General features: G+C 52.9%; 16 protein-coding genes. 7 read left to right on the plus strand and 9 right to left on the minus strand.

Features of this window, described 5'->3' with window-relative positions; translation table 11 throughout:
* Window positions 1-3: 3 nt before the first annotated feature.
* Window positions 4-756: a lasso peptide biosynthesis B2 protein gene (locus LAO76_05115; GenBank protein MBZ5490296.1), complete on the minus strand. Its 753-nt coding sequence runs from the start codon at window positions 754-756 to the stop codon at window positions 4-6.
* A 560-nt stretch (window positions 757-1316) separates the two neighbouring features.
* Between LAO76_05115 and LAO76_05120 the strand changes: the two genes are divergently transcribed.
* On the plus strand, window positions 1317-3896 hold the full coding sequence (locus tag LAO76_05120; GenBank protein ID MBZ5490297.1) for a CHAT domain-containing protein: 2580 nt from the start codon (window positions 1317-1319) through the stop codon (window positions 3894-3896).
* A gap of 28 nt (window positions 3897-3924) precedes the next feature.
* On the opposite strand, the gene LAO76_05125 is transcribed toward LAO76_05120, so the two are convergent.
* The 3 genes from LAO76_05125 to LAO76_05135 all read right to left on the minus strand — a co-directional run bounded on the left by LAO76_05125 (window position 3925) and on the right by LAO76_05135 (window position 6899).
* Entirely contained in the window at window positions 3925-4302 is a 378-nt protein-coding gene (locus LAO76_05125) for a hypothetical protein (protein ID MBZ5490298.1), read from the minus strand.
* Between the two features lie 1878 nt (window positions 4303-6180).
* Window positions 6181-6672 (minus strand): helix-turn-helix domain-containing protein, encoded by a 492-nt coding sequence (locus LAO76_05130; GenBank protein ID MBZ5490299.1) that lies wholly within the window; start codon window positions 6670-6672, stop codon window positions 6181-6183.
* Window positions 6673-6698: 26 nt separating this feature from the next.
* Window positions 6699-6899: a hypothetical protein gene (locus LAO76_05135; GenBank protein MBZ5490300.1), complete on the minus strand. Its 201-nt coding sequence runs from the start codon at window positions 6897-6899 to the stop codon at window positions 6699-6701.
* A 301-nt stretch (window positions 6900-7200) separates the two neighbouring features.
* On the opposite strand from LAO76_05135, the gene LAO76_05140 reads away from it, so the two are divergent.
* Together LAO76_05140 and LAO76_05145 are read left to right on the plus strand one after the other, a co-directional pair.
* A complete protein-coding gene (locus LAO76_05140) occupies window positions 7201-7383 on the plus strand; it encodes a hypothetical protein (GenBank protein MBZ5490301.1) in 183 nt (60 codons plus the stop codon).
* A gap of 102 nt (window positions 7384-7485) precedes the next feature.
* On the plus strand, window positions 7486-7674 hold the full coding sequence (locus tag LAO76_05145) for a hypothetical protein (GenBank protein ID MBZ5490302.1): 189 nt from the start codon (window positions 7486-7488) through the stop codon (window positions 7672-7674).
* Window positions 7675-7750: 76 nt separating this feature from the next.
* Here LAO76_05145 and LAO76_05150 read toward each other — a convergent pair whose 3' ends face one another.
* Together LAO76_05150 and LAO76_05155 are read right to left on the minus strand one after the other, a co-directional pair.
* On the minus strand, window positions 7751-8338 hold the full coding sequence (locus tag LAO76_05150) for a hypothetical protein (GenBank protein MBZ5490303.1): 588 nt from the start codon (window positions 8336-8338) through the stop codon (window positions 7751-7753).
* Entirely contained in the window at window positions 8338-9093 is a 756-nt protein-coding gene (locus tag LAO76_05155) for a hypothetical protein (GenBank protein MBZ5490304.1), read from the minus strand. Before LAO76_05155 ends, LAO76_05150 begins: the two co-directional genes overlap by 1 nt.
* Before the next feature lie 447 nt (window positions 9094-9540).
* Here LAO76_05155 and LAO76_05160 point away from each other — a divergent pair, with 447 nt between their 5' ends.
* The 4 genes from LAO76_05160 (at window position 9541) to LAO76_05175 (ending at window position 13968) form a co-directional block, all read left to right on the plus strand.
* On the plus strand, window positions 9541-9930 hold the full coding sequence (locus LAO76_05160; protein ID MBZ5490305.1) for a hypothetical protein: 390 nt from the start codon (window positions 9541-9543) through the stop codon (window positions 9928-9930).
* 403 nt (window positions 9931-10333) lie between these two features.
* Window positions 10334-12298: a hypothetical protein gene (locus LAO76_05165; protein ID MBZ5490306.1), complete on the plus strand. Its 1965-nt coding sequence runs from the start codon at window positions 10334-10336 to the stop codon at window positions 12296-12298.
* Between the two features lie 225 nt (window positions 12299-12523).
* On the plus strand, window positions 12524-12742 hold the full coding sequence (locus LAO76_05170) for a hypothetical protein (GenBank protein MBZ5490307.1): 219 nt from the start codon (window positions 12524-12526) through the stop codon (window positions 12740-12742).
* Between the two features lie 248 nt (window positions 12743-12990).
* Window positions 12991-13968 carry a hypothetical protein gene (locus tag LAO76_05175; protein MBZ5490308.1) on the plus strand — a complete coding sequence of 326 codons (978 nt, stop codon included), beginning with the start codon at window positions 12991-12993 and terminating at the stop codon, window positions 13966-13968.
* Between the two features lie 50 nt (window positions 13969-14018).
* Here LAO76_05175 and LAO76_05180 read toward each other — a convergent pair whose 3' ends face one another.
* The 3 genes from LAO76_05180 to LAO76_05190 form a co-directional block, all read right to left on the minus strand.
* Window positions 14019-14300: a DUF72 domain-containing protein gene (locus LAO76_05180; GenBank protein ID MBZ5490309.1), complete on the minus strand. Its 282-nt coding sequence runs from the start codon at window positions 14298-14300 to the stop codon at window positions 14019-14021.
* Window positions 14254-14748, minus strand: a complete 495-nt coding sequence (locus tag LAO76_05185; protein ID MBZ5490310.1) for a DUF72 domain-containing protein — start codon at window positions 14746-14748, stop codon at window positions 14254-14256. Before LAO76_05185 ends, LAO76_05180 begins: the two co-directional genes overlap by 47 nt.
* A 468-nt stretch (window positions 14749-15216) precedes the next feature.
* Window positions 15217-17982, minus strand: a complete 2766-nt coding sequence (locus tag LAO76_05190; GenBank protein ID MBZ5490311.1) for a DUF499 domain-containing protein — start codon at window positions 17980-17982, stop codon at window positions 15217-15219.
* Between the last annotated feature and the right edge of the window lie 2 nt (window positions 17983-17984).

The raw sequence follows: 17984 nt of genomic DNA on the forward strand, positions 1-17984 counted from the left end.
TCCTCATAGGCGGTCTAGAACTAGAAAGGTGCTCGGAATATCTGCCTGCTCGTCAATGACTCGTCCATCCACTTCAGTCCAGGCGTGCTGGTCGAACGGCACTTTCTGCGCACCAATAACCATCGCCGCATTCACGCCCAGGCTTCGCAAAAGGCATGTTGTAGTCGCCGAACGCTGCAAGCAGCGAACCCACTTCGGATAAAACACGCACGCGTAACTGACGGCCTTGCACACGCGATCAATCGCGTCGGGAACCGCAGGCCCATGCGATACCGGCCAGTTCTGTACGAACTCATACAGTTCCACAATGTTCCTGCGGAGGCGCAGCAGGTCAAATACTTGCAGCATCGTGACTGCCTTGCCAAACAACCACAGCGGCCCAATGCCGTGCCTGTTAGACTGGCGCCCTACCGCTCTAGCACGGCGATGAATTAATCTGATGATCCATTGGCGACAGCTCGTTCTGCTGTCCCGCTCACCGTTGTCCAATAGCCCTAACCTCGTGACCTCGTTGACAAACTCCACGATTTCTTCATGCACCTGCTGTACCGGTAAACTGAGTTCAGTCGTTAGACAAGCCGTGATTTGCTCCAGCGAATAATTGACCTTCAGAAGGTCCCATATCCGCGCAGCCTCAGGGTTCAAACTTAGGCACAGTCGTTGCCGGATATCAAGAAGCACGGCTCCATCTTCGGTCTCAACAGTCCTGACCGAGTCTGATATTGTGCCGATCAATTCAAAATGCAAACTCGTCATAGCACCTCAGCAGTGACCGCCGCTATCTGGGACAACTAACCACGCGTGGCCTGAACGATTTAGGTGTGTGAGACGATCGGCGGAAAGCCTAGAGATACTTCGTAAGGGGTGTGATACGAAATACTGCGGCCTATACAAGCGCCAATTCGTACGCTGGAGATCATCTGTCATCCGTCATTCAGACGCACAACTAATTTTCATCCGTTCTGCTTCTAGAACTCTTCCACGCGGCATCACGCTTGTTGATAGACAGGAAAATACATGAGAGCGCACTAATGTCGAATTAGCACAGACAATCCCAGGAGTAGTTTTCCAAAAACACAAAATAAGAAAAATATAAATCGGCAAATGGCTGTGATGGCCGCATGATCACGTGCAACGGCTTGCGGTCGGAGCCAGCCGTCGACTAAGTGTCACCAAGAAACAATCATGCAATTCCAGTTCGCGATGCGCGATGAGTCGGTTCCATGAAATCGTTTTCGAAACGTTCCATCTGCTCTCTCGCCGTTCTTTTTCTAGTGGTCATCTCTTTAGCTTTGTCCTGGAGCGTTAAGTCTCGGATGACCAACGCTCACCTTGAGATTCGACACGGTGATCCAATCGCGCTGCTTGCGGAGGCAAACCGTTTGTCGTGGTTGGGGAATTGGTATGCGGCGGGACCTCTCTATCAGCAAGCGGAGGGACGTTTTCACGCAAGCGGCGACACCGAGAACGAAATCTATGCTCGCATCGGACGCATACGGGCGCAAGCGGTGAATGTCCCGCTCGATCGGACGTTGTCACTGTTCAGCAACGAGTTGGAAGTGACGACAATGAACCCAAAGTCACGCCTGTGGTGCCTGGCGCTCAAAGGGTATCTAGAGATAAACAGCGACTCCAACTCCACTAAGCGTGATTGGACCGAAGCTCTGCAAATTGCAAACACCTTGGGAGAAAGCCAGTGGGCGGCCCGCGCAACTGGCGAACTTGGCGTTATCGCTTTCCTCGAAGGAAATACTGCGTCGGCGGTGAGCCAACTAGGAAAGGCGATTCTCTCTGCCTACCGCACCGGCGATACCGCTTCGCAAGTCCGCCTCCTATCGATGCTCGGAAATGGTTTCAACGAAGAAAGACGATTCTCAGAAGCGCTCACGATGTTCAAACGCGCCATTGCCACGACGGAAAGCACTCCGGATGCTGGATTCCCGTTCATGGCCTACGGCGGCGAGGCCGCGGCCCTGACCGGTCTGCATCAGACCGCACAAGCCAAGGAGTTGTTGGAAAGAGCATTAACCGCAGCTCGCTCACAAGAGAATCGGGTCAATGAGGCCGACTTATTGGTTCAGATGGGCGAAGTCGCATTGGCGGAAGACAACTTAGATGCCGCGAAATCTCATTTTATCCAGGCCGGACGCATTGCCGACGAGATGAGACTCTATCGCACACTGTCCTATGCGATGTTCGATCTCGCCAACCTGGACCGACAGCTTGGTGATATAGAAAACGCGGGCGACGCCCTAACAGCCGGACTCAAAGCAAGCCGTCGTCTCGGAGATCGGTATTATGTGCCCCGCGACCTTACGGCGATGGCCGAACTAGCAGTCGCCAAAAACAAGTTGCGACGGGCGGACAGGCTATTCGAACAGGCTGAAGACGTGCTGGACGGAATTCTGATCAATCAGCACAGCTTTGAGGAGAGCACAGCACGTGCAGGCTCAATGAGCAGCACATACCTTGAACATTTCCGCTTGGCCTTCCAGATGGGAGATGTCGGGCGGGCATTTCAGGTTCTGGAGCGAGTTCGGGGTCGGACGGTTGCGAGTCATCTATACGCACGAGAAAACGTCAATAACAATTCGCCCCAGGTTGTCTCGCTAGAAGCCAAGATCGCGGCTACACAACTCGCATTGCTGAGAACCGATGACGCGAGAGAAAGATCGGCCGTTTTGGAGCAGTTGCTCGCAGATGAGCGCAATCTTGCTTTCGAGTTGAACGAGTCAGGACTGCAACGCCAAGAGATGCTCCTGAAACCCGCGGCTCTGAAAACCATTCAAACAGTTTTAGGGGAAGACGAAGTTCTGGTCGAATATGTCCTCGACGAGCCGAAATCATTTTGCATAGTGATCACGCGGAAATCAGCGGACCTTCGTGTCTTGCCAGCCGGCAGCAACAAACTCCAGACCGTGACAGGGTCTTACCTTTCCGAGTTGAAATCGAGGAGGTCCGGCGAACCATTCGCCGCCGAGCTCTATTCCCTCCTGGTCGAACCAGTCGTGAATTCATTTCAACAGTCTCGCCTGATCATCTCGGCTGATGGCATTCTGCACTTGCTCCCGTTCGAGGCGCTGTCACATGGCAACAGCTTCGTCGTTGACTCAAAGGTCGTCTCCTACACGCCTTCAGCGACCGTGCTGTGGCGCCTGCGGACGACGCAGATTGCAGAGAGCCGCCGCCCCTTGCTCGCTGTCGGAGCGGTCGAATACAAGCTGGTACGAGCGCTGCCCAAGAGTGTTGAGCGAGGTTCGTTGACTGCCGTAGTCGTTAGAGGACTGGCTGAGCTTTCTAGTTCGCGCTTAGAGGACTTGCCCGGTAGTCGCGACGAAGTGCTGGCGATAGCCCAAATTGCCGGCCCGAATACCGAGCTACTACTTGGACAAAAGGCCACGGAGAGCGCCTTCAAGAACCAGGCGTTGGCTGATTATCGCGTGATTCATCTTGCCACCCATGCTGCGGCCGACCCGCAATACCCGGATCGAGCCGCTCTTGTTTTGGGAATCGCTCCGAACACGTCTGATGACGGATTACTCCAGGTGCGCGAGATTATGCATCTGCCGATCAAAGCAGACCTGGTCACGTTATCGGCCTGCGACACCAACGTCGGTACAGCAGAGGGAGAAGCCGGGGTGGTGAACCTTGAACAGGCGTTCCTGGTTGCCGGCGCGCGCGCGGTAGTGGCGAGTTTATGGAATGTCGAAGACAACTCGACTACCGCGCTAATGAAGGCGTTTTACACATATCTCGCGCAGCACGAAGATAAGGCATTAGCGCTCGCCCATGCCAAACGCGACATGCTGGAGCATTACGGAGATCCATCTCCTTACTATTGGGCGCCTTTTGTGCTGGTCGGGGAAGGCGCTCAAGCGGTCTCGTTCGGGAGATAACTAGCTTGGCAGCTAAACGATTTATTGGTCACCTCAAAATCAAGGGGTAGTACACCCACTCGGAGCCCTCGCGACGGAGTGCCAGCGAATAGCGCCCAGGCATCAGCTTTCCCAATTCGACAGAAAGATTGAGAACCACGTCGTGATTCTCCAAAGACGCCTCTGCCGGGGCACGCAGCAATGGCGCACTCTGTGGGGCGCGGAGGATCTGACACTCGTAGTTACCTTCGCTGCCAATGGGCAAGATGATCCGTAACCGCCGCGCCTGATGTTGAGCCGCGACCGCATCCGCTGGATTCGTGTTGTCGATGCCGCGTGTGGGTGAGACAAGGCGCAAATCGATGGTCGCGATGGCGCTTGGGGTGGGTGAGGAGCGCTCTAGCGTCACCCAGACCGCGACGGCCAATACGGCCGCGATGGCGAGGACAAGAGACGTTCTCCTTATTAATGTGACTCGCTCCCGCATCTGCCGCAGGAGAGTGATGCACTTATCGCATGAGTCTATGTGCACTAACACTTCTTCCCGCTGCGCCTGGGTACACCTTCCCGCCACAAACCGACGCAAGCTGGCCACATTGGGACAGTCGCCAAGCCTATGGACTCGCCCGTCCTTCCGCGTGAGAGATGACAGGGCTTCCATGAGCTCCTGTTCTGCAACACGATATTGTCTCAACGGTGGCATATCATTACCATTCATTGGACGTTGTCGCACTACCGGTCCGCAGTAACCGTAAATGTGCTTTTCGCACGTCCCGCCAAAAGCCCTGTCGCGCTGCCGAGGCGCTGATGCCGAGCATTCGGGCGACCTCCTTCCAATCATAGCCCGCAATCCTCAGGCGTAAAATGCCGCGGTTCTTAACGTCAAGCTCTCGGGCAAGCTCTTCGAGGAACAGACTCCGGTCAATCTTATCGCGCCAGTCTGGAACTCGCAGGATGTCCGCCAGTTCGCTGCTTCCGCCAACAAGGTCGATCCGCGATCGCCGTCGCGCCAAGCGGCGCAGACCCCGATAACACGCAAGAGCTAACAAACCGTCCGGATTGGCGGAGTTGAGAGGCACATTATTTTTGTCCAGGTAACGAGAGATGGACTTGACTGAGGATTCGAGTGCTTCTGCCGCATCACATGGATCGCCTAATATCTCTTGGGCCCTCAGACAAACCAATTTCCACACTCGGTGTGCCGCTTCACGAACGTCTGCCCGAAACGGTCTACCTGAGTCTTCATCGATTTCGCGGTCCCACCAAGGGAGAAAGGTTTCGGAGCACGCCATAAAGCAAATATGCTGTGCGAAGGAATGCTTGCAGGACTCTTGTGTGGACTACGTCCTGGTCAAGCCCGGCCGATTACTGCAGGCTATCTGCCTATGCAGCACAGCAGAATTGTCGCCCACAACCTCTCATAGGCGGATATAAGTCTCACTATTATTCTGAAAACGGAATACCAACGCGGGACTGACGATTATTTCAACATAGGTTCGAGTCGCTCTTCGGCCCTCGATTGCTAAGAATTCTATAATTTGCGAGCCTTGGACGAACTCTAATGTCATTCGTCTTTCAATTGGGTGACGCCGACTACACCGAAATCGTGCACCACTTGGTTCCACATGGCTTGTTTCAACTCAGCTTTGTTCGGAAATATGTCTCTTTTTTGCCATTGAAAGCCATCTCGAAATCTCGCAAGTCACTAACTCGGGAAGGAGGTTAGCTCGGCTTTTTGCGCCTCGGTTTGTGCTTCCTTCTCTGCCGAGGCTCGGTACCTTTCAGATACTTCTCCCACCTCTGTCGCACTTTGCCATGCCGACTCCAATCGGCCATTTCGGCGGTGTGGAGCGGACCGAGAAACTCGGCGTTTATTTCACTCTGGAGTTCCCGAATTAGGCTGGGAAAAATCTTGGTCGCTTTCGATCTACACAGACCTATATCATGCAGTCGCTCAGTGTGATGCACAACTTCATCAAACGCTAGATTTAGCGCGTGAAGACTCTGATAGTAGTCAGTTTTTGCGTGTTTCCCCGGTTTTTCCATTCCCACACTCCTAGCCTCAGCTTGCGCCATGTCGTTTTTCCGAGAGAGCCGCCGGCCACTCTTCGCATTGTGTTAAAGCCGGCGGCCCAGCACCTACCGCGCGAGGCAGGTTGCTCGGAGTCGTGATTCAGGGAAAGCGGGTCCCGTAACCACGAAAATTGGGGTGTTTGGCTGCCCAAGCTAATCATCAGACGGACAGACCATTGGGGCGCTGTCGATTCGCCACTAACGCCCATGGGCCGTGGCGAGCCTTTTGTATTCATGACGTCAGAGGCTTCCATATCTGATAGACCGAGACGCCCAGCGCCGCAGCGATCTTGACCGCATTCTCGAGCTTCGGTATCTGCCCCTTCTCAATTGCGAACAGAGTGGTCGTCGGGATTCTCGACAACTCCGCCAAATCACGTAAACGCCAGCCGCGTTTTAAGCGAAGCTCAGTGACAGAGGAGACATCCGCCTCGCTTGGAACCGGAATAATCCCGCTCGGGGGAATAAGCCACAACTCGTAAACCGTTAACTGAAATGCCGAGGCAACTTTGTAAGCATTCGTAAGCGCCGTTCCGGATCCCCCCTCCATGCGCCAGATGGTGTTATAAGGAACTCCCGATAGTGCCGATAAATGTTTCAGGGTCCATTTCCTCTCCTTACGCAGCTCATAGATCTTGCTTCTCAACGGATGCCCCGGGTGCAGTTCGGAAGTTCTGCCGTAAATGTTCCAGAATGTCTTTGCTGGAACAGGCGATGTGTACATACAGCCTGTCTCAATATTTAAATTCCCTATCGTTCATAATGGAGCGCGTAATGACTCCGTGTGGTGAACTGCAGCTGCGTTCCCTTAATGCCGCCGAGGACCAGTGATTCCATCTCTAATTCGTCGGTGCTGAAATACACAGAATCGAATCTTCCGAGCAGTGTCACGTCTGTCTTGACGCCCACGTTCATCCGCAGCCAGTGCTCAAGTTCTGCAGCAGATTGCAAACTCCGCATTTCCAGGCAGAGAAGGTTCGCCCTCTTTCCAGGCTCACATACCTGAAATACAGCCAGTTTCATTGAGGGGATCCGGCGCTCAGGCGCGGCCAGTTCGGCGATCGCGGGTTTATCCGGTTCGACTTGCCTTCGACGAATTGAATATTTCCAAAACCTGAACAAGAAATACCCCTCCCCTAGGTGGCGAGATTGCCCTTCTTATAATATTTCCACTTCTAGGTGTCAAGGAGTGAAACGCCGGGCTATCAATTGTCACCAAGCTATAGGGGGCACGCCGGAAATAGGCTGATCTATGCGGGAGCTCAGATCTCTCATTGCGGGGATTTACGCTGATACTGAAGGACGCATTTACGTCCACACGCGGGAGTTCCTGGTCCAGCACGGAATACCAGACAAGCCGGAAGTAAGGGAGGTTGTGTGGGCTGAGATATTGGATATGTTCTCCGGACTGACCATATTCGAATTATCGGAATGAACACGTTCGGAGTTTTGGGTAACGCTCTTTGAATCGGCGAGGCTCTGAAGAATAGGGGTTTAATGACAATGCTGTATCCAGCAAAGGCGAGTGCAGTGTTCAATGAGAAAAGACGAATTGCACCAGATCGGAGCAGGGCTCTACCAGGACGAAAGGGGCTCTGTGTATTGTGATATGCAAGAGTTTTTAGGGTTTCATAATCTTCCAGACAAGCAAGAGATTAGGCGGGCTGTGTGGGAGGAACTTGAGAGGCAGTTTGAGGCAAAGGTGACGGAACTGCTGGACGAGTGAGCGGGTACGACCTGGCGCTTTTACTTGAGCCGAGAAAGCGCAATGAACGTCAGTTTTACGCCGCTAGGCAACCCAGTCATAGAAGCTGGAGCAGTTCATCATAGAAGCGTTGGCCATATGCCATACTGAGCTCACCAGCCGCCCTTTTGACTTGGTCGTAGAAAAGGAAGACATCAAAACTGCCATTCCGCTCAAGTTTGCTGAAGCTCGGGGGGGCCAGAAACGGAAGAAAGGCCATCCTTATGAGCCAACAATGCAGTGTCACTCTCATCCGAAAAGCGCAAAATCGCAATTGAACAGAAGCGGTGATCAGGTCGACGCTGGCCCTTTTGCGCTCTGGGTCAGGAAAACGGAGGCTCAGCTTCCGCTCATATTTGCCCCAGGCATACAAGGCCGCGGCATTTTCCCCTAGGTCGCGCAAATATTGCAGTGTGAGTCTAATGCGTTTCCATTGGGTCCGGTTAAATTGTCGTTGTGAAATCGTCGTGCGGAGATGATCTTCAACCTCTGGGTGCAGCAGGTTCTGAAGATCTTCTAAAACCAAGTGGCGTGTGAAGGCGATAACATCTCTCAGCGTGCGCTCGGAAAATCCATAAATAAACCGTCTTAGGATCACTAAGGCAAATGCAGCTGATAGCAAGTAAATGATGGCATGTGGCAACATTACTGAGATCTCTTACCCTTCAATATCCTGAGGTACTCTTTAATTTCGGTCGCCATCTGTTGAGGTGTTATGGTCTTACTCCACGCTTCCCATCTGTCCGGCCGGGGCGGCGGAACGAATGTCCTAAGCCAGACCAGCACAGCAATGAAATATGCCAGCGGTGGGCCGTATTTTCCAATGACATTCAATTTTGTTCCGAATCCAGAAACTGAGGCATAAGCCGCCCAGGAACCCAATGCCAAGACCGCGAAACCAGTGACAATCCCAACCGGGTAATACTCCCAGTCGCCCACCAGCCAAACAAGGGCGCACATGAGTGCAAACAGCGCCATTTGTACCCAATTCACAGTCGAGCCGGCGGAAAGAACGAGAGCAATGATCGGCGGCACTTGGGCTGGCGTATGGTGGAGCCCATCGCTAATTTTCAGCCATGCAAACAGACCTACCGCGGCGGGAAAAACGAGCCAAAACCAGGGCCAAATCTCATAAAATTCATTGAATACGGTATGAAATGCCTCATGCAGAGCTAAAAGCGCGATCACCGCGTAGAGCGCTTCGCTGAACCAAAACACCTTGAAATAGATCGAGTAATCATGGATTGCCCACAAGCGGATTCCGGACACCACAACAACAGCACTTATGTAGGCGAAGAAGAACGGAAACTCACGGTGATGTCTCCGTCTGACAAGAACAGCCAAGAGCCAAACAGACACTATTGGCCCGACAAGCCCGAATGCAGCGTCATTTTTCCCCATGAGATGTGAGTGGCCAGCTTAAACCAGCCACCCACACGCGACAACTTACTTTGCCGAGCAAGGTCTCGGGTAACAAAGGGGGACCGGGAAAGTGTCGGCCACAACAGGTGCCGACACTGCAACAACCAAGAACCACAACACAATTATCCTAACTGCCAAGTTTTTCATTTTATTTCCTCCTCAGATTGTGTTTTCATAGGTTTGCCAGCTAATCACCAGCCGACTGCTCGTGCCGAACGTTGAAACGCGTTCCTCGAAAAGCATAAGTCCCTTATCTCACCCCGTCCTTGCGCAATCTCCGTCGATTCGGATTTTGAGAATTCTTCGAGTTTTCTTCACTCATTGACTTCCCTACCTTGAGGTGTCATCCTTCCGTCCCGCCAATTGATGGTAACTAGGCCGGCGGCTGCGGAGAGCAGGGGCACGTGCTTCTGTAGAATCATTGGTATGTCACCAAGCGTCGATAAGGACAAGAGGGCCGTTAAGCTCAAGCCGCGGCGTCGTGGCGACGCAGAGCCAACTGAGCCCAAAACCTACAACCTGCCGTTCGATGTGATCCTTGAAATTCGCAAAGCTGCGTCGATCTACGGATCACAAGGCCGCGCCGTGCAGGTAGGTTCAGAGCTGCTGGTTCGCCTGCCCAAACCAATTCCGGTTCCGCAGCCGGACCCCGAACAAATCAAGCGCAGAACATATAAGCTGTCGCCCCGCACAATTCAGGTCATCGAACAACTGGCTGAAACGGAATATGGAGATCCGGGTCAGGTCTTGGCCGCCTCGATGAAAATTCTGAAAGTAAAAAAATTCAGTTCTAAATACTTAGCTGATTCGGAGTAATCACAAGTTCCTGCCCCATCACGGAAAACGGCTCTCCTGAGCTGTCCATGTCATTCGAATTTACGAAAACCATACACTTTTAGTTTTACTCTTGACACCTAGAGGAGGGGTACTCTAGCCTGTCGAGCGTTGCTCAGAGCTGTGTGTTTGTGGTAGGCCCACAGGCCCAAAATCATGGTCGTCAAAAGGCATGGAGCAGAGTTGCCACAAGTCGGAGAATGACTTGCGGCTCGGTTTCTATAAACCAGAAAGGCTCGGCGAATATGTCTGATCAATTACTCATTGAGCCTATACTCACACACCCCTTGGAGCCCAATGGAAAACGACTTAGAAAAGAAAGGTTACTATGCGATTGAAGTTGATTCTTTTGTTGCTATTGACACCACTTGCCAAGGGGCAGCGGATGTCACACGAAGAAGCCGTAGTTCGAACCACCTACGCGAAGCTTTCCTACGCCGATGAAGTGCGAATCGTCATGAAAACGATGAACGCCTTGCCGGACAAATTTCAAGCCGATGAACGCGTCGCAGATAAGGCGCTTGGCTCACGCCTTGAATTTCAACTGTCAGACTTTAAGAGCGGACCAGTCAGCGAAATCGAGGGACGTATTCTTTCGGAAATATCCGGTTTCCCGCCTGACGGCGACACGGGAATGCTTCTGGTTGTGCCAGGAACATTTAACTACAAGGACAATTCCGCCATTGGAAAAGGAAGGACCGAATGGACCTTGTATGCCGATGTCTCGTGGAACAAGCAGCCGTACCATCAGGCACCGGGAGACGGCTGGCCCATCGCGACGGTTCTCAAGATGAAGGAAATGAACGGCCCGTATGACACGTACGCCACTTACACCGTCACGGTAACATTCCAGGGAAAATCCCGCACCTATAACACGGCAGCGCTATTCGGAAAGAACGCGGACGGCGAGAATGTTCACTTTCTAGACCTGATAAGCGGCAACATGACGCTTGATCTGCTAGCAAAAACAGATATGTCCACAGCGCCATTCAGCAAGACCGATTTGCGGGATGTGCCATTCATACGCAAGTGGCTGAATGGCAATCGCCAGCAAGCGTGCAACGCGAAAGGCCACGGCGATGTGTGCTGCAATCCGGAAACAACAAAATGCGGGATCGGTGCTGAGCCGGCCTCGCGCTGGCATCAGGAGTTTAGAGAGACATCGAATCCCTATCTTGTGTTGGCCGGGTTCCATCCCAAGATGTCTCCGGTCAATGCAATGTTCCAGACTTCCTGCTCCAGTTTCAATGTTGAAACGTTCTATAACCACGGCAATGGCGATATAGCGCAGCACGCGAGTGGTCAACATACTTTCACTTCCACGGTGGATGGCACTTGTGTGTATTCAGCGCCAGTCGGTTCAACTGGTCCGGGGCCCTGCAATAGCTCTTGCAGTGCCAATGCCAATGGAACCCCGGCGGAGTTTGGAACATTGACAGGAATATTGCCCCATTCCCATGTCCCTGGTATCGCAAATAAGTCAGGACAGGAGGGCAATACGCCCACAACGCAATGCCAAGGCACCAATGCCGTCAGTTTCATGGATTGTACTTTCTCTAACTGCACTGTGACCGTGAGTATCAATGGAACCGCGAACGGCGTTGGAGCGGTGATATCTTTTGCGAACGCTTCACTCTGGAATGACAGCCAAGCTGCGGTACATAACTGTCCATCCAAATCAACCACATCAACGACGACTACCGGCGGTGGGCCTATTGACCCCTGCCTGAATGGTTCTACTGTCAGTGGCGGGCCAACTGCTGACTTTGGAACCACTGGCGGTGGGGGTGGCGGAAATGCCCCTGACTGCAGCCCGATTATTATTGACGTGACAGGTGATGGTTTTGCTCTTACCGATGTGGAGCACGGTGTGACGTTCGACATTGCCAATGATGGCATCCCCATCCACATGGCATGGACAGCGAACGCGAACAATGCCTTCTTGGCGTTGGATCGCAATGGAAGCAGTACGATCACAAACGGCGCCGAGTTGTTTGGCAATTTCACATCGCAACCCGTATCGGCCCATCCCAACGGATTTGCCGCGCTGGCGGTCTATGATGATCCGATGAATGGCGGCAACGGAGACGGCGTGATTGACGTCCGGGACAAGATCTTTTCCTCGTTGCGCTTATGGGTCGATGCCAATCACGATGGCATCTCACAACCTGGCGAATTGCATACGCTGCCTGAGCTGGGTATCTATTCGATCAGCCTGGACTATCAACTCTCTGAACGCAAAGACCAGTACGGCAACCTGTTCCGCTATAGAGCTCGCGTAAATCAAGGACTGCACGGGCCAGAAGATGTGGGCAAGACTGCATACGATGTTTTTCTTGTAAGCAAGTAATGAGACTGAAACTCGCCAAGCGCGGCTTGCAACCAGAGGCCGCGCTTTTTGTTTTTTAAATGATTTTTCTTAATCCGGCAGGCACTAAAACATCGGGGAGCAAAGATAAAGTCGTGCTCGGGGACTCTATCTATATGGCTCAACTTAGCGGAGTTGTTTGAGGCACGCCGTTAGATTGAATCTGTGCTCGGGTGGTGATGCGCGCCGCGAATTGAAAGGACACAAATGAAACCTGAAGTATATCGGCGGATGAAAGTTGCCGGACGACTGCTCGTCTTGATTGGGTTGAGCGTCCCCGCAGTCTTGATACTGCTCTTGTTCCTCCGGCTGGGTGAGCTTGTTGTACTCGCGGCGCGGGAGTGTGCAGTGTTAGCGGTGGGATTTATCGTGATCGGCGCAGTGGTGTGGGCGGGCGGCTGGATCCTGGAGGGAAACACTCCGTGAAGAAAAGAAATGGGTGAGGGATCGTTGTTCGGAAGTGCAGGACCTCTGATCTGCCATGAGTATTCTGGAAGCGCTGGCAGGATAATACTCGTCTTCAGGGATGGCAGGCAATCCTCGATGACCGGCAGCGGCGCAGTCGTTTTAGCAATGAGAACCCGTGAATGCCGTATCCAAGGCCCTCTTGCAACTGACCATTCCTGAATTCCATCCTAATCTCGTAAAGGGCAACCCCCAAAAAAGGCCGGGTAGTGCAAAAAGGTATTCGCCAAAAGCCGCTTAGGAACGTTGCCCGCTTCATCGCTCCGATGAAGCCGACGATGGTTCCCAAGCTGCCGGATGACAGAGCAAAATGGCTGCTCGAACCCAAGCTGGACGGTTATCGTGTGATGGCAGTTAAATCGGCCGGCCGAGCTAACATTTATTCGATCGATGCCAAGCCTTACAACAAAGAGTTCCCGGCCATCTACGATGCTGTTGCTGCACTGTTCCTGAAAGACGTGGTGCTCGATGGTGAGATCGTTGCTGTTGAGCCGACGGGCAGACCCAATTTCAACGCACTTCAAAATCGCCGTTCCACAAAACTGCCTATTTATTACGTTGTATTCGATTGCCTGCACTCCAAAGGTCGGGACCTGCTCGACAAACCCATCGAGGAACGCAAAAAATATTTGGCGGAGATCGCCACTGAATTCGTCACACCCATGCAGTCGATTTTTGAATTTGGGCCAGACGTGAACCTGGCGACCGCGACCACCGTAGTCAAACAGACAAAAATTGAAGGGCTTGTGGCAAAGCGATTGGGAAGTCACTATTACCCAGGGGATGAATCAGATCTGTGGCTGAAACAGAGATTCAATCAGGAGGACAAATTCTTCATAGGCGGGTACATCCCCGGCAGTAAGGGAATTGGCGAACTCCTGATTGGCGAATACCGCGATGACGGAAAGCTGTATCACGTCAAACGCCTGATTGCGGGTCTCAACCAGTTCAATCGGCCTGAAATATTCAAAGCCGTGCAGGACCTGAAAACCAAACGCGTCCCCTTTGTAAACCTGCCGGAGAAAAAGAACCAACACCAACACGCTGTAACCGAAGAAGTCATGGCACAAGCGGTGTGGCTCAAACCAGAGCAGCCGACAGAAATTGAGTTTGTCGAGCGCACTCCGCACGGACGGTTGCGTCATGCTTCGTTCAGACGCTTACTGCCAAGATCGGGTGAGAAATAGGATCTTTGGAGATTAACGGAATGATGAGGTTTATCTTCGGGAAAGCATTCCTACACGGGCTCCGCGATGTCCATCAGTTGCTTAGAGTAGTGCTCAACAAGTGGCTTGGGCGCTTTCACTCTTTCACCTGAAAGCATGTTTTTTAACTCCAGCGCATTTACGGCCGCTTGGCCTTTGAAGTGATTGTTCGCGACAACGAAACTTTTCTCGGTTTGCTGGCTGATCTGGGTGATCCTTTCTTTCCAGCCCTCGAGTTCTTTCGGCTTGTACAGATAGTTGTAACGGTCATTGCGGTTGTCGGCTTGAAACCACTCTTTGGTAGTTGCGTCCATGCAGGCGCACATAACCGACTGGCGCTGTCACGTGCGCGGCCCCGCGCAGTGATTTTCCCAATCGTGGTTGGTCGATATTGCAGAAGCCCACTCCTTCTTCGGCAAGCCCGCCTAGTATTTCTGGATCATTCCCACTCTCGTGCCGGATCTCCAGGACGAGGGGATATTGATTAAATTTGCGCACAAGCGAAAACAGGTAATCGCGAGTATCGTCAGCATTCTTAAACGAGACTGGGAATTGAACGAGCACGGCGCCAAGCCGTCCTTCACTGGCAATTGAATCCAGTCCTTCGCGGGTCAGGCCTTCATCTTTGGGACTTACGGTGAGTTGGAATGGTGAAGGTGATTTTGCGCCGCGCGGCATGTGCGTAAATCCCTGAAAGAGCTTGGCTGTGAACTGAAAATTCGGGTTCACGGCTGCCGTCTTGTTGCACCAGCTTTTTCCCACGTTCGGCCTTTGGTGATAAAAGCGAAGAGCCGGCGCAACTGCTCGCTTTCGATTGGAATTGCGAGTGGAGTATGCTCCAGAGAATCCGCATCTGGATGTTTTGCTGTGCTTTGTCTTAATCCAAGAACTAGCTTCTCGTGAAGTCTGTGATTCTTGAGTAGCGGTCTTGGTACCATTGTTTCAAGATTTGCGGTTGCATCAGGGTGTCTTCCCCAAATGGAAGGACCGCAGTCAGGTAATGTTCGAGTGCAGACTTTTGTCTGTTGCATCGCTCACAAGCGGGAACCTTTGGGAGGCCGCCGCGGCGACTTGAAAGGAAAAATTCCCGAGCAATTATGTGATCAGCAGTGATCGAATGGGCCTCTGCGCAGTAAACGCACATCTTGTCTCGGTATTTTTTGCTCACATCAGCAGTCTACATCCTGATCTTCACGGTGCGGCACTCGCTTTCACGCCTATTTATCTTCCTTAGCCCTCTGTAGAAATATCATCAGACAATGCCAATTCGCGCAACGCTATCTTGAGTTCATCCAATTTCTGTTTCGAGACACCATCCTGTGGTGCGATTTCCACGCGAAGTCCAATCCTGAGCCCGGCCTGGGTAGCAAACTTCGACAGCACCTTCGTATAAAAGTTCATCCACTTTTGTGGTGGCACATCGCCCTGCCAAGTCACGCGTGTAAATTCAGTGATGGCTGGAGCGGGTACAGCCGGAGGTTGGAGAGAGAATGGAGGAGTTGACGATGCAGTCGGTAAGCCTGCGGGAGTGCCAGTGATCGGGGACTGCGGCTGAAGCGTTGACGCCGACGTCGCTCGTGCAGTGACATAAGCTTCGGCAGTTTCCTTCTGGATAATGTACGCCTCATCAGAAAGTTCGATGTCAAGTAAGGACAGCGACGACTTCCAGTGAAATGGTGCATAGCTGCCGTCCGGCTTCTTGCCGATGTAGCCGAGCATTCCGTTTTCTATACCACGAGCGATCGTATCCTTGAGACTGTCCGGGTTGAGCAACCTCGGAAACTGCGGAGATGCGAAGAACGCGTCACGAGCCGATTTAGTGCTCCACTCCTTAAATGCAGGAGGCCAATTCCGAACGAGGAAGTTGGGGCTGATCGCGGCTTCGAGGTCGCCCTCCTGCCGCAACCGTTCAACAATCAAGTCGGTTAATGAGGGAGCTGCGCTCGAATGGACCAATCCGAGATCGATGGTCTTCCAACTGCTGTCTTTCCCGAGCAACATCAGATTCTTGTACGTGCGCCAGACGGCTTCCTTCACATCGCGGCGCGCCTTCTTCACATTCTCCTCAAGCTGCCGCAACTGCGCGTCATCCAAGCGAAGCTCACCTTTTTCGTCATCGATGTCCTCCCACGCTAGAACTTTCCGAGCCTCGTCACGAAGGGTGTCGGGTGCATCCGGCACAGTCCAAACCAAGCCGCTCTTGAATGTCCGCGCTGAACTGCCGTGTTCTATGGTGGCAGTCTCAACGAAGTCTCTGGTTGTCTTCTCGGTAATTGGCTGGCTTGGCGACACGACGACTAGCGAAAGGACAGGGCGGTCGGCGATCTGGCCGCTCTTTTCAGGGAAATAAACACGCTCCGCACCTGTCCCGGCTTGGAACACCTTCTGCACTTCCGCCCTGAGCCTGTCCTCAATTTTCTTGGGCTGAACGCTTGCACGACGATCGGCCAGAATCTTGTTGAGATTCGGCGTAAGACTAAAGCGATAACGGTTCTTATCGGCTGACAGGTAGTAGCAAGTGGTCGAAAGTGTTTCCACAACCGTTTCGATATTTCCAATGTCAATGTCGGGTTCGGCAACAGCCAAGCGGATCTCCGGGAGCGTGGCTTCCGTTTTCGATTGACCGCCATTTGACTCGAAGAAGATCGCGGTCGCGACCTTCTGGTGTAGTCGCGCCTTTTTGATCGTCTCGACGGCTTCCTTATCCAATCGAATCGTGTGCGAATCTTTCTTGCCACAGATGTCCGTAGTTACTGCTCCTTCAAGCTTTGCGCCACCAAGCTGCTCGAAGATGGCTGAGCGGAAGATTGGGTCGTCGAGAGGCGCTGTGCCCATACCGATCAGCGGATCTTTGTGTGCCCCCTTGAATCCTGCCTGGTAAGCATGGGCGACCCAAAGTGCGAGAAGGCGCAAAATTCCCCGCGTCTGCTGGAAGCGCGGAAGCGCCTGCCACTTTCGTTCAAACACCGAGAGCAGCGTCGGGTGTAACGGATAGCTAGCAGCAAACGCCTCACGAGCCGAATCAACCGGGAACCAGTTTGGCACTTGAGTACGATTGTTGAGGATGAACTCTCCGTATTCGGAAGCGGTCTTTTTCCCTTCGTCCGGGAGACCACCCCATTCGAACAGGCGACGCCGGATAATCTCCGAAGTCTCAGTTTCGACGGACATAATCATCGCCTTACCGAGACGGTCGAGCAGCTTCTGGAAGCGGTCAAAATCCGCTTCGTCCTCTGGAGTCATCTCGTCCAGCAACGACGGGAGTGATACCGCAAGAACCAACCTCTCCTGGGCTCGAGCTTCTTCCGATAAGTTTTGTACGAATGAATAGAGCTGATTTGTCAGGCCAGATTTCCGGTTCCGGCCCATGTAATTCAACAGCTCATCCAACAAAATGAGCGAGGCTTTGTCTTTCGGCAAGAACTTGCGAATCACTTCAGTCGAAGGTGCGATGCGTTCCTGGTCGTGCTTCGCCACTGTTGCGAACGCTTCCTTGCCGCCCAACTGGAACGCGATTTCACCCCAGGGAGTGTAACGGACTGGAGTTCCGTCATTGCCGCCGCGACCAGTAATCGAATCGAATTCTGTTCCCACGAAGACAGCGACTGACGAGGTAGGGACATCGTTTACACCTGCGGCTTCAAGTATGGACGGAACACCCTTCCACTTCGTCGCCTCTGTTCCGCCTCTCGCAAGGTGATAAAGAAGTGTTAATGCGTGCGTCTTGCCGCCACCGAACTGCGTGGTGAGGTTGTAAATGGCAGACGTTTCGACCCTCACACCCGAAAGGCGGCGAACCACGCCGACGACCAAATCAGTCAGGTTTTTCGTCAGGAAAGTCCGGTCGAAAAATCGTTGGGGCTCCTGATAATCGGCTGGAGCACGATTGTCGCGGACATGGTCTAGGTGGACAGCAAACTCGGAGGCGTCGAGTGGGCGATTGTCTCGCAGGTCCTCGCGTGGAGTTATAACTTTGTACCAGGGTTTAAGTGCCATTT

The organism is Terriglobia bacterium (assembly GCA_020072645.1).
Classification (GTDB): Bacteria; Acidobacteriota; Terriglobia; order Terriglobales; family Acidobacteriaceae; genus Angelobacter.